This window comes from uncultured Megamonas sp., from assembly GCF_958438645.1.
In the GTDB taxonomy this organism is placed as follows: domain Bacteria; phylum Bacillota; class Negativicutes; order Selenomonadales; family Selenomonadaceae; genus Megamonas.
This window is the reverse complement of sequence record NZ_CAUBSM010000001.1, coordinates 138,365-150,875: the sequence shown is the minus strand read 5'-3', so window position 1 is coordinate 150,875 and position 12,511 is coordinate 138,365. Positions and strand designations below refer to the sequence as shown.

At 31.6% G+C, this 12,511-nt stretch carries 12 protein-coding genes; 10 read left to right on the top strand and 2 right to left on the bottom strand.

Annotation, left to right across the window (positions count from 1 at the left end):
• Positions 1-5 precede the first annotated feature (5 nt).
• The 10 genes from rpmA to aspS all read left to right on the top strand — a co-directional run bounded on the left by rpmA (position 6) and on the right by aspS (position 10,408).
• Positions 6-284 (top strand): 50S ribosomal protein L27, encoded by a 279-nt coding sequence (rpmA, locus tag Q5I67_RS00740; RefSeq protein WP_008538610.1) that lies wholly within the window; start codon positions 6-8, stop codon positions 282-284.
• Between the two features lie 153 nt (positions 285-437).
• Complete coding sequence (locus tag Q5I67_RS00735) at positions 438-1,001, top strand: hypothetical protein (RefSeq protein WP_302486059.1); 564 nt, start codon at positions 438-440, stop codon at positions 999-1,001.
• Between the two features lie 5 nt (positions 1,002-1,006).
• Complete coding sequence (locus tag Q5I67_RS00730; protein ID WP_296895769.1) at positions 1,007-1,552, top strand: biotin transporter BioY; 546 nt, start codon at positions 1,007-1,009, stop codon at positions 1,550-1,552.
• Positions 1,553-1,556: 4 nt separating this feature from the next.
• Positions 1,557-2,696 (top strand): thiolase family protein, encoded by a 1,140-nt coding sequence (locus Q5I67_RS00725; protein WP_302486058.1) that lies wholly within the window; start codon positions 1,557-1,559, stop codon positions 2,694-2,696.
• An 18-nt stretch (positions 2,697-2,714) separates the two neighbouring features.
• Positions 2,715-3,944, top strand: a complete 1,230-nt coding sequence (locus Q5I67_RS00720) for an AMP-binding protein (protein WP_302486057.1) — start codon at positions 2,715-2,717, stop codon at positions 3,942-3,944.
• Positions 3,945-4,070: 126 nt separating this feature from the next.
• On the top strand, positions 4,071-5,138 hold the full coding sequence (locus tag Q5I67_RS00715; protein WP_296895766.1) for a branched-chain amino acid aminotransferase: 1,068 nt from the start codon (positions 4,071-4,073) through the stop codon (positions 5,136-5,138).
• A gap of 206 nt (positions 5,139-5,344) precedes the next feature.
• Positions 5,345-5,809, top strand: coding sequence for a Fur family transcriptional regulator (locus Q5I67_RS00710; protein WP_296896073.1), 465 nt, complete (start codon positions 5,345-5,347; stop codon positions 5,807-5,809).
• Positions 5,806-7,296, top strand: a complete 1,491-nt coding sequence (gene hemZ, locus Q5I67_RS00705; protein ID WP_302486056.1) for a coproporphyrinogen dehydrogenase HemZ — start codon at positions 5,806-5,808, stop codon at positions 7,294-7,296. Before Q5I67_RS00710 ends, hemZ begins: the two co-directional genes overlap by 4 nt.
• 24 nt (positions 7,297-7,320) lie before the next feature.
• Positions 7,321-8,583 carry a histidine--tRNA ligase gene (gene hisS, locus Q5I67_RS00700; protein WP_296896070.1) on the top strand — a complete coding sequence of 421 codons (1,263 nt, stop codon included), beginning with the start codon at positions 7,321-7,323 and terminating at the stop codon, positions 8,581-8,583.
• Positions 8,584-8,605: 22 nt separating this feature from the next.
• Positions 8,606-10,408, top strand: coding sequence for an aspartate--tRNA ligase (aspS, locus tag Q5I67_RS00695; protein ID WP_302486055.1), 1,803 nt, complete (start codon positions 8,606-8,608; stop codon positions 10,406-10,408).
• Positions 10,409-10,615: 207 nt separating this feature from the next.
• Here aspS and Q5I67_RS00690 read toward each other — a convergent pair whose 3' ends face one another.
• Positions 10,616-11,770: a TAT (twin-arginine translocation) pathway signal sequence gene (locus Q5I67_RS00690; protein ID WP_302486054.1), complete on the bottom strand. Its 1,155-nt coding sequence runs from the start codon at positions 11,768-11,770 to the stop codon at positions 10,616-10,618.
• 169 nt (positions 11,771-11,939) lie between these two features.
• Positions 11,940-12,422, bottom strand: a complete 483-nt coding sequence (locus Q5I67_RS00685) for a copper amine oxidase N-terminal domain-containing protein (protein ID WP_302486053.1) — start codon at positions 12,420-12,422, stop codon at positions 11,940-11,942.
• Positions 12,423-12,511: the final 89 nt, after the last annotated feature.

Genomic DNA, 12,511 nt, shown 5'->3' with positions numbered 1-12,511 from the left:
TTTGAATGTTCAATTTTGATTTACAGCTTTTCGCTCATAAAAAAGGTGTTAGTAGTACTCGTAACGGTCGTGATAGTGAATCTAAACGTCTTGGCGTTAAAGAACACGCTGGTACAATCGTTACTGCAGGTAGCATTTTAGTTCGTCAGAGAGGTACTCATTTCCATCCAGGTGCTAACGTAGGCATCGGTAAAGATGATACTTTATTCGCTAAAATTGCTGGTCGTGTTGCTTTCGAACGTAAAGGTCGTTACAACCGTCAAATCAGCGTATATGCTGAATAATTAAGAAATAAAGTCCGTATTCTAAAAAGAATACGGCTTTTTTTTATCATTAATGTCAACTAAAATTTTGTATAGGTTGACTAATAGCTTTAGCTTAAATATAATATTAAGGGATTAAAAAAATAAAACTTAAGTGTAAAAGGTTGAAAGATAATGATAAAGCTTATTCAAAAGTTAGCAGATTGCGATAATTCTTTTTTTGGCGGGTGGTTATTAGCCAGAGCAGAGATACATATTCGAAAAGACGTTGATTTATTTAGTAATAACTTATTATTGCATAAGAAAAATAAGGCTATTATGCAGGTATTAGGTAGTGATAATGCAGGTAAAATACAGCAAGAATTAAAGACATTATTATTATTACCTAAAAGAGCTATAGTAAAAAGTTCAAATGAAAAAGAAGATGAATTTTCAAAAGAATTAATGGACAAAAATTGTATTTATGAGCATTGTTTTAATGATGATGAAATAAAGAAGTATGTTGAATTAAGTGGAGATAAAAATATTATTCATCAAACTAAAAATCCTATAGTGCCTGGATTATTAATGGCTCTATCTTTGCAAAATTTTTTAAAAATAGAAATGCTACATTGGCAGGTAGATTTTTTAGCTCCTGTATTTTCTGAAGATGTACTAAGAGTGTATGCAGTTGAAGATAAATTAAAGGCATATGTAAATGGAAAAAATGTATTTAATATTGTAATAAAAAGTAGGTAGAAAAAATGAGTAATTATTCCAATAAAACGTTAGAATTGACTAGATTAGCATTATTAATAGCGATGAATTGTGTTTCAGCATATATAGTAATACCATTACCATTTTCTTTGTCACCAATAGTTTTACAGACTTTAGTAGTTAATTTGGTAGCTTTTTTATTATCACCGAAACAGGCTTTTATCACTATGTTTGTGTATATATTGATAGGACTTGTGGGTATTCCTGTATTTACAGGCGGGTCAGCAGGACCTGCTAAAATTTTTGGACCAACAGGTGGTTATATTTGGGGTTATCTAGTTGCTGCCGTATTGATAGCTTGGCTTAAGGGAAATAAATATAATTTTAAGCGATATGCTTCAATAGGGGTAGGCTTAGGTATACCAGTGATTTATCTTTTGGGTGCAATTCAATTGAAATTATTAACAGATATGAATTGGGAAGCAGTATTCTTAACAGGAGTATTACCTTTTATTCCATTAGATATTGTAAAGTGCATTGTGGCTGTAATATTAGCCAGACCTATAGGGAAAATTTTTAATAGAGGATATTAAGATTATGAAACAAGTATATATATTAGGTGGTCTTCGTAGTTATATTGGTTTATGTAATGGTATGTATAGATATATTCCAGCTGAAATTTTGGGAGCGAAGGTACTAAAAAATTTAAAAGAGAAATATAAAATAGAAGATAAGGATATAGATTATATAATAGCTGGTAATGGAGTGGGAGCTGGCGGTAATATTACTAGATTAATGACACTTGAAGCAGGTATAGATGAAAATGTACCTGCTTTTACTGTAGATATGCAATGTTGTAGTGGTTTAGAAAGTATTGCAGTAGCTTATGCTAAAATTGCTTCTGGGCAAGCGGATATGATAATAGCTGGTGGTTTTGAGAGTAGTTCAACTCAGCCAATACGTGGATATAATAAAAACCATCCTGATTATACTGAAAATAGCTTTTATACAGTAGCAAAATTTATACCAAATAATCATCGAGAGACTATAATGCTTGAAGGAGCTGAATATACGGCAATAAAAGAAAATATAACTAAAGAAGAATTGGATTTATGGGCATTAAAAAGTCATGAAAGAGCAGTACGAGCAAGACAAGAACATTTATTAGATGATATAGTTGTTTCAATTAATGATAGTGATAAAGATGAAGGTATTAGAGCTAAAATGAGTGAAAGATTGTTAAAAAGAATGCCTAAGTTATTGCTAAATGGAGAGGTAACGACAGCAGGAAATTCTTGTTTGATTAATGATGGAGCGGCTTTTGTAATAGTATGTTCAGAAGAATATTTAAAGAAAATTGGACAAAAAGCACAAGCTAGAATTTTAGACTATTGTGCTTGTGGTGTTAATCCTATGCTTAGTCCAATGGGTAGTATTAAAGCTATAAAGAAATTATTAATGCAAAAAAATATGGATATAAAAAATATAGATTGTTTTGAAGTAAATGAAGCTTTTGCTGTTATTGATGTATTATTTGAACGTAATTTTCCAGAAGTGATAGATAGATATAATATTTTTGGCGGAGCTTTGGCATATGGTCATCCTTATGGAGTGTCAGGTGCTATGATTTTATTACATTTAATAAAATCTTTGGAATATAGAAAAGGAAAATTAGGTTGTTGTAGTATTGCTGGTGCTGGAGGATTGGGCAGTGCAATGACGATTGAATATCTTTAAAAGATAGAGGTGAATTCTATGGATTATTTATCTATTTTGAAACGACAAAATTTGCAAGATAAAGCGTTGGTAACAGATAAGGATAGTTTTTCATATGAAGATTTAATAAAGAAAGTTGAGAAAATACGAGGACATATAGATTATACAGATAAATATAAGTTTATTTATGAAGATTTAATTGTAGATCAATTATGTACGTTTATTGCTTATAGTGGTACAAATGTAGTGCCAATTATTGCTACGAATGTAAGCAAAAATCAAGATTTTGTTGTAAAGGATATTCCTTCAAATGCTTGCATGGGAGTAATGACTTCTGGTTCTACGGGAAAAAGTAAATTATTGTGGAGAAGTTTTAGTAGTTGGGTGGATTTTTTCCCAAAGCAAAATGAAATCTTTAATATAGATAAGAATACAGTGATATTTTGCCAAGGAAGTTTGGCTTTCACAGGAAATTTAAATATATATATGAGTGTTTTATTTGTAGGTGGTTCAATTGTAGCTACTGAAAAATTTGCTCCTAAAACGTGGGTGAATATGATGGAACAAAATAAAGTAAATACAATTTATTTAATACCATCAAAATTATTATTGTTGCCTAAAATCATAAGCGATAAAAATGCAAGACTAAAGGCTATAATTAGTGGTTCACAAAGTATGGGAAAATTTCAGGCAGAAGAATTGAAAAAAGTTTTTCCTAATGTAAAAATAACTTTATATTATGGTGCTAGTGAATTAAATTACATATCATATATTCAAGATGATAATATGACCGAGGATAAAACTTGTATAGGTAAACCTTTTAAGGGAGTAAAAGTCTTTATTAAAGATGAAGAGATAATGATTGATACACCTTATGGTGTTGAGGGAATACAAAGACCTTTTTCTTTAAAAGATAGAGGTTATATTGATAAATATGGAAATTTACATTTTTTAGGAAGAAAAGATGATATTTGTAACTTAAATGGTATAAAAATTTCTGAATATAAAATAGAGAATATATTAAAAGATAAATTATCTTTAGAAGAAGTAGCAATAACCATAATTAATCAGAATAATATAGATATAATGATAGCTGTTGTTGTTAAAGATGATTTACCTAAAAAATCGGAGATAATAAATAAATTAAGAGAATATCTTAGTGAATACGAAATACCGAAAAAGTTTATAAAAGTATTAAGTTTGCCTAAGAATGAAAGCGGGAAAATAGATAAATTGAAATTAAACGAAATAATTAAAAATAAGATATAATGATATAATAATCAGCATAAGTTATAAAAAAAATAGTAAAAAATATGTAAATATGTAAACTTTTTTCTTGACTATGTAAAAGATAAGTTGTACAATGAATACACTATCAATTAGGGAGATGTAATTATGGTTAAATTTGTTGAAACAAAAACATTAAAAGAAAAAGTTGATGTTTCCACTATCGGTTTTGGAACACATTTTACTGATTATATGTTTGAAATGACTTATGATGAAGGTCAAGGATGGCATGACGCTCAGATTGTACCTTATGAAGAAATAAAAGTTAGCCCAGCGAATGCAACACTTCATTATGGTCAAGCAATCTTTGAAGGTATGAAAGCTTTCCGTCAAGGTAAAGATGTAGTTATTTTCCGTACAAAAGACCATTTAAATCGTTTAAATAATTCAGCTCGTATTCTTGATATTCCACCAATCGATGTTGATTTTGTTTATGATGCACTTCATCAATTAATCACTATCGAAAAAGATTGGGTTCCAAATAAAAAAGGTCAAAGTCTTTACATTCGTCCATTCATTTTTGCTGATGATCCATTCTTAGGTGTTAGCGTATCTAAAAGATATAAATTCTATATCATTCTTTCTCCAGTAGCTGCTTATTATGCACATGGATTTGCTCCAGTAAAAATCATGGTTGAAGATACATATGTTCGTGCAACAAAAGGTGGTTTAGGTGAAGCAAAAACTCCTGCTAACTATGCAGCAAGTCTTCATGCAGGACTTGAAGCTCACAAAAATGGTTATGACCAAGTATTGTGGTTAGATGGCGTACATCGTAAATACATCGGTGAAGTTGGTTCTATGAACATTTTATTCAAAATCGATGGCAAAATCGTAACTCCTGCTTTAGATGGTACAATCTTAAATGGTGTTACAAGAAGAACTGTACTTGCAGTAGCTAGAGAATGGGGTATGGATGTAGAAGAACGTCCTATCACTATTGATGAATTAGTAGAAGACTACGAAAATGGTAAATTAGAAGAAGTATTTGGTTCTGGTACAGCAGCTGTAATTTCTCCTGTTGGCGTACTTGGCTATAAAGATAAAGTAATGACTATCAATGATGGTAAAATTGGACCATTCGCTCAGAAAATGTTCGATTATATCACAGGTCTTCAGAGCGGTGAAGAAAAAGACGTTCATGGCTTCATTGATAAAGTAACAACTGTAGACTAATTTAATTAAAGAAATATATTTATAAAGAAAAGCTCTCGAGGTTATTTTCGGGAGCTTTTTTGTTTAAAAATTTAAGAGTTCTTACCTTGGTTGAAAGGGTTTTTCAGAAAATGTTATAATAATCATAATAAAAACTTTGTAATATAAGTATATTTTTGCTAAAATATATATATTTGAAACTAACAGAGATTAAAGGAGGGTTTTTAGTGCCTGTAAAAATAACTATGGAGGATTTAAAGCAAAAATTAGCGGGTCCTCAATATAAATTAACTCCTCAAAGAAAAATTGTATTACAGATATTTTTAGATAGACCAAGTCAGCATTTAAGTGCAGAAGATGTGCATTTTATTTTGAAAGAGCAAAAATGTGAAATTGGCTTAGCGACAGTATATCGTAGTTTAGAATTATTAAGTGATTTAAATATTTTAAATTACCTTGATTTTGGTGATGGTTGTCGTCGCTATGAGTTAAATGATGCAAGTCCTAATGAGCATCAACATCATCATTTGATTTGCGTTGAATGTGGTAAAGTCTTAGAATTTACAGATGATTTATTGGGTAATCTTGAACAAAAAATAGAAGATAAATGTAATTTTAAGATTGTAGATCATCAGTTGAAATTCTTTGGTTATTGTGAAGAATGTCAGAAAAAGCGTGAAGTGAAATCGTGAAGATAAAAGATTTTTATTTAAATAGTACAAAAGAAATTATTGTAAAAATAGTAAAAGAAATTCTAGTATTATTTAAAGTTGATATTGATAATGTAAAAGATGCTATTTTTGATTATGATGAATTAAAAATAGAAAATAATACAGATAATGTAGCTTTAAATGGCGTAAAAACAGTTTTGACTTTGCGAAAAGATGATAAAATATGGACTTATACAAGACAAAGTTTTTTACATGAAGATGAAAGTCTAAAAGCAGGGACTAATCGTTTAATTAAATTAAATTTATATCATATCTTCTGTGAAGATTTACAGGCCAAAACAGCTCCTTGGGGAATTCTTCATGGGGTTAGACCAACAAAAATAGTACATCGCTTGATGGAGCAAGGATTAGACCGTCAAGGTTTAATAAAGCGTTTGCAAGATGATTATGAAGTGCAAATAGATAAAGCAAATTTAATTACGGATATTGCTTATTTACAATTGCCTTTTTTAGCTAAAGCAAATGATCCTAAATTAATCAGTGTATATGTTGGCATACCATTTTGCCCATCTCGTTGTCTGTATTGTTCATTTCCATCTAGTATATTGCCAAGTAGTGAAGTGACTCGTAAGTATTTACAAACTTTAAATTATGAGATTGCTAAAATTAAGGCATTAATTGAACAATATGAATTTAAAGTTCAAAGTATTTATATAGGTGGGGGCACTCCTACAAGTTTAAATGAAAATGATTTTGATGATTTATTATCATTAGTATCTAAATCATTTAAAGGCGATTATGTTGAAGAGTTCACTGTGGAAGCAGGTAGACCTGATTCTTTGAGTCTGGAAAAGGCAAAATCCATAGTGAAATACGGTGCAGATAGAGTTAGTGTAAATCCACAGACAATGCAAGATAGAACATTGACTTTGATTGGCAGAAAACATACTTCAGCAGATATTTTGCGTGCGTTTAAGCAGGTTAGACAAGCTGGTATAAAGCATGTGAATACGGATTTAATCATTGGACTTCCTGGAGAAGATACAAAAGATGCTCAAGATACGATTAATAAAGTAATTGATTTAGCTCCAGATGATATAACATTGCATGCATTGGCTTTGAAAAAGGGTTCAGAGCTAAAACTCATAAGAGATAATATTGTTTTGCCTGATGATGAAACGGTTCAAGCTATGGCTAAAATAATCACTACTGCTATTGATGAATATGGTTTAATACCTTATTATATTTATCGTCAAGGATATATGAGTGGTCAATTAGAAAATGTAGGCTATAGTAAAAAAGGACAAGAAGGCATATATAATATTCAAATAATGGGTGAACGCCAGACTATCTTAGGTGTTGGCGGTGCAGCAACTAGTAAGATTACTTATCCAGGAAAAAGATTGCAAACATCTTTTAATGCAAAAGATTTGTATACTTATTTAAATAGTATAGATAAATATATTGACCGCCGAGCAATGCTTTTAAAAGAAGCTTATGGCGACTAAAATTATGTAGAGGTGATATTTTATATGTTGACAAAAGCTCCTCGTGGAACAAAAGACATACTCCCTGATAAAGTAGGAAATTGGTTATATCTTGAAAATTTAATCAGAAAATTATGTGGTCAATATGGCTACCGTGAAATCAGAACACCTATTTTTGAACATACTGAATTATTTCAGCGTGGCATAGGTGAAACTACTGATGTTGTAGAAAAAGAAATGTATACATTCACAGATAGAGGTAATAGAAGTATTACTCTTCGTCCTGAAAATACAGCAGCAGCAGTACGTTCTTATTTAGAAAATAAATTATATGCAGATACAAATTTATGCAAATTATTCTACATTGGTTCAATGTTTAGATATGACCGCCCACAAGCTGGTCGTTATCGTGAATTTCATCAATTTGGTGTAGAAGCTTTAGGTGAAGCAAATCCAGCTGTTGATGCTGAAATCATTTCTTTAGCTGTACAGTTCCTAAAAGATTTAGGGCTTAAAGATATAAAATTATTATTAAACTCTGTAGGTTGTCCAAAATGTAGACCTGTATATCGTCAAAAATTGCAAGAGTTTTTCAAACCTGTAATCAATGAGATGTGTGATGATTGTAAATCTCGTTATGATAGAAATCCAATGCGTCTTTTAGATTGCAAAAACGAAAGATGTAAAGAACTTGCTGAAAATGCTCCTGCTATTACTGATTGTCTTTGTGATGAATGTAGCGACCATTTCCATAAAGTACAGGAATTTTTGACAGCTGCAGGTATTGAATTTGAATTAGATCCAGGTCTTGTACGTGGTCTTGATTACTATACTAAAACTGCATTTGAATTAAAATATGTACCACTTGGTGCTCAATCTGCCGTTTTAGGTGGTGGCCGTTATGATGGTCTTATTGAAGAATGTGGCGGTAAATCTACACCTGCTGTAGGTTTTGCTACAGGTCTTGAAAGAGTATTACTCGCTCTTGAAATGCAAAATTTATTACCTGAAACTAATTATGATACAGATGTATTTATTGTAGCTTTAGGTGATACTGTACAGGCAAAAGCATTTGAAATTTTAGCTAATTTGCGTAGAGCTGGATTTAAAGCTGCTATGGACTTTGCAGGACGTAGTATGAAAGCTCAAATGAAACAAGCAAATAAAGCAAATGCAAAATTCACTATTATCTTAGGTGAAGATGAATTGCAAGCAAATTCTGTTGTACTTAAAAATATGAATGAAAGTACACAAGAAACAATCTCTATAGATGAATTGCTTAATAAACTCACTACATTAACAAAATAATTATTGAGGTGGAATTAGTAAAATGGAAACAATGGAAGGTATGAAAAGAACTCACCATTGTGGTGAACTTCGTGCCACAAACGAAGGTCAAGAAGTAGTATTATGCGGTTGGGTATCTCACCGTCGTGACCATGGTGGACTTATTTTTATTGATTTACGTGATAGAAGTGGCCTTGTTCAGCTCGTTTTTGCTGAAGATAAAATTGGTGCAGACCAATTTCCAAAAGCAGAATCCCTTCGTTCTGAATTCGTAGTAGCTGTACGTGGTAAAGTTTCTTTACGTGATAAAGAAACAATAAATCCAAATATGGAAACTGGCGAAATTGAAATTTATGCTGAAGAATTACGTATTTTAAATAAAGCATTGACTCCTCCATTCTATATTCAAGATGGTATTGATGTTGATGAAAACGTTCGTTTAAAATATCGTTATTTAGACCTTCGCCGTCCTGAAATGCAGAAAAATATCATGCTTCGTCATCGCGTTACAAAATTAATGCGTGATTACTTTGATGAACATGGTTTCTTAGAAATTGAAACACCAATGCTTACAAAGAGTACTCCAGAAGGTGCACGTGACTATTTAGTTCCTAGTCGTGTAAATCCTGGTAAATTCTATGCATTGCCACAATCTCCACAGATTTTCAAACAGTTATTGATGGTAGCTGGTTATGAAAAATATTTCCAAATCGTACGTTGCTTCCGTGATGAAGACTTACGTGCTGACCGTCAGCCAGAATTCACTCAGCTCGATATTGAAATGTCATTCGTTGACCAAGATTATATCTTAAACTTAATGGAAGGCTTAGTATCCGGTTTATTTGAAAAAACTATCGGTGAAAAAGTACAGACTCCATTCTTACGTATGACTTGGGACGAAGCTATGGAAAGATATGGTTCCGATAAACCAGATATCCGTTTTGGCATGGAACTCATGGATATTTCCGAATACGTTAAAGGCTCTGACTTTAAAGTATTTAAATCTGTACTTGATAATGGCGGACAGGTTAAAGTTATCAAAGTTGATGGCTATGCAAATATTCCTCGCCGTGAACTTGATGGTCTTGTAGAATATGCTCAAAGATATGGTGCAAAAGGTTTAGCATGGATTCAGTACACTGAAACAGAAATCAAATCTCCATTCAAAAAATTCTACAGCGAAGAAACATTCCAGAAAATCAAAGAAGCAACTAATGCTCAAACAGGCGACTTATTACTCGTAGTTGCAGATAAACCACTTGTAGTAGCTCAAGCTCTTGGCGAATTACGTCTTGAAATGGGCCGTCGTCGTGGTCTTATCAATGAAAACGAATATAAATTCCTTTGGGTTGTTGACTTCCCTATGTTTGAATATGATGAAGAAAATAAACGTTGGAAAGCAATGCATCATCCATTCACTGCACCACGTGATGAAGATGTACAATATCTCATTTCTGATCCTGGTCGCGTAAAAGCAAAAGCATATGATATGGTATTAAATGGTGTAGAAATCGGTGGCGGTAGCCTTCGTATTTACAATAGCGATACTCAAGAAAAAGTATTTGAAGCAATCGGCTTAACTCCAGAACAAGCTCATGAAAAATTCGGCTTTATGCTTGATGCCTTCAAATATGGTACTCCTCCACATGGTGGACTTGCATTTGGTCTTGACCGTATGGTTATGCTTATGGCTAAACGCAATTCTATTCGTGACGTTATTCCATTCCCTAAAACTCAAAGTGCTAGCTGCTTAATGACACAGGCTCCTTCTGAAGTTGATGCAAAACAGTTACGTGAACTTTCTATTCGTACTGCTGTAGCTCCTAAGAAAAAAGCTGAAAATTAATCATATAGATTATTAAAGATAAATTTTAATATTTTATTTGATAGCATAAGATAAAAAAGAACAGACGTTTTTGTCTGTTCTTTTTTTATTCGTATATGATTTACTTAATAATAAAGAAAATAGCCATAACTCTAAGGGTTGAAGAGTTATGGCTTTTATATAAATGACAATAAGAGGAGTCATTAGGATTGGTAAGATTTTAATATTTTATTTTAAAACTATTTGATGAACAAGATTGCGAACATCTTCAAGGCCATTTTGAGCCATGAGATTATGCAAATACATAAAAGAAACTTGTGCACCAATATAATTTCTAAAATCGTTGAATAATTGACCGTTTAAGTCTTTATCAGAAAAATTATAATCAGTTTTAGCAATTTCTTTGAGATAGATTACTGTATTTTTAGCAACAATACCACTCAATACCCAGTCATGGTCGCCTAAGTGGACGATATAACCTTCTTGATGTTGTGGTGTAGGTAATTTATCTCCAGATTTATCAAGTAAACCATATTTTACAGGATTTTTTTGAGCGATAATGCTAGCAGTTTTTATCCAATTTACTACATCATGTTCATCTTTATCACTGCCAGGATGATTATGAGCACAAGCTTGAGCTATGATTTCTTCTGCAGGTAAATTGCGATAAATGGCTTCTACAATTCCTAAAATATGATGTGCACCAGTACCGCAGATTGTATATTCAGGAAGACAAGTTCCATCTTCATTCCATTGGAAAACCCATGGTTTAGCTAAATCATGTAATGCTTGAGCAGATAATACGATATCATTATTCACTGTATAACCAAAGATTAATTTATAAGTATTAACTATGCCCTCAGAAATAGAGAGATTTGCTGCTGTATGAGTTGGGAGTCCTCCAGGATAAGCATGATGACTAGAATAGCCACTACCAGGAGCAGTGATAAAATCTTGTGGATTATTTTTAGTTTTTAATGGTGGAAATAATTGTTCAGGACTGATGATGGAAGTATCAATTAAGCCTTTATTAGCAAGCTCATTATAAATATTAGTTACATCTGTAGAAGATGTGTATAATTGCATAAATTTAGGATGTGTATCTTTGATTAAATCTAATGTTTGTTGACGAAGCTTATTATCTGTTATTTTTTCCACACTAGAGATTATGTAATCATAAGCGTTATTAACTAGCTGAGAATTGAGTGGTGCTTTTGTAGCTGGTGGTAAATCAGATAATTTAACGGGATTTATGTTAAAACTAGAAGGTGTTATTTTTTGAGCGAAAGCTTTATGGTTTAATCCTGTTAAATCAAAAAGTGCTGCTCCGGCCAAAACACCAGCACCTAATTTAAAAAAATTACGACGAGATAAATTTTGCATATATTAACATTCCAATCTGCTAAGTTTTAAGCGATATTTTTAAGTTAATTTAAGTATAAAGATGAAATGTGTAATTTTAATTTAATTTATGCTAAATTTCAGTAAATCTTTTGCAAAAAATAGATAAAAAAGCATTAAGTATATAAAATATATCTTAATGCTTTTTAATTTATTCAACAGTATTTAAAATTATTTGATGGTCAGTATAAACTAAACAATTAGGATCATTTCCTTGTAGTATACGAAAAATTTCTGCTGGAATATATAATTTATCGTTGATGAGCAGTGGCCCAGAACCAAGGGATATAGGTGCAGTCATGCCGATGGCAATAGTGCTTTGAGCAGTATACAAATCTTGACCTATTTTTACAGTGGATTTCATATTTTTACTATTAATGGTAGCAGTTTCTTTATTGTTATTCCAAGAAATAGTAAAGCCTAAATTTTTACAAACATCACGAGCGGGAACTAATGTACAATTATTGATGACGATAGGATAAGCATTAATTTTAGTGCCATTCACAATGATTTCATCTTGTTGTTGAATTTGTGTAGCTTCTCCATTTGTAGAGGTGGCTTCAACTGGTAGAATATAGGTAAATATAGCCAAAGTAAAGCAAGCTAAAAGTATTAGTCGAGAAATTAATTTCATAAAATCACCTTCTAAAAGTATTAAGTTTAGAAATTTATCGTATAAGGTTAATAAAACTCTAATATATATTAGAACATAATAGACTTTAA

Coding starts and splice junctions, on each gene's coding strand:
- rpmA (WP_008538610.1), top strand. CDS start 6: ATGTTCAATTTTGATTTACAGCTTTTCGCTCATAAAAAAGGTGTTAGT.
- Q5I67_RS00735 (WP_302486059.1), top strand. CDS start 438: ATGATAAAGCTTATTCAAAAGTTAGCAGATTGCGATAATTCTTTTTTT.
- Q5I67_RS00730 (WP_296895769.1), top strand. CDS start 1,007: ATGAGTAATTATTCCAATAAAACGTTAGAATTGACTAGATTAGCATTA.
- Q5I67_RS00725 (WP_302486058.1), top strand. CDS start 1,557: ATGAAACAAGTATATATATTAGGTGGTCTTCGTAGTTATATTGGTTTA.
- Q5I67_RS00720 (WP_302486057.1), top strand. CDS start 2,715: ATGGATTATTTATCTATTTTGAAACGACAAAATTTGCAAGATAAAGCG.
- Q5I67_RS00715 (WP_296895766.1), top strand. CDS start 4,071: ATGGTTAAATTTGTTGAAACAAAAACATTAAAAGAAAAAGTTGATGTT.
- hisS (WP_296896070.1), top strand. CDS start 7,321: ATGTTGACAAAAGCTCCTCGTGGAACAAAAGACATACTCCCTGATAAA.
- aspS (WP_302486055.1), top strand. CDS start 8,606: ATGGAAACAATGGAAGGTATGAAAAGAACTCACCATTGTGGTGAACTT.
- Q5I67_RS00690 (WP_302486054.1), bottom strand. CDS start 11,770: ATGCAAAATTTATCTCGTCGTAATTTTTTTAAATTAGGTGCTGGTGTT.
- Q5I67_RS00685 (WP_302486053.1), bottom strand. CDS start 12,422: ATGAAATTAATTTCTCGACTAATACTTTTAGCTTGCTTTACTTTGGCT.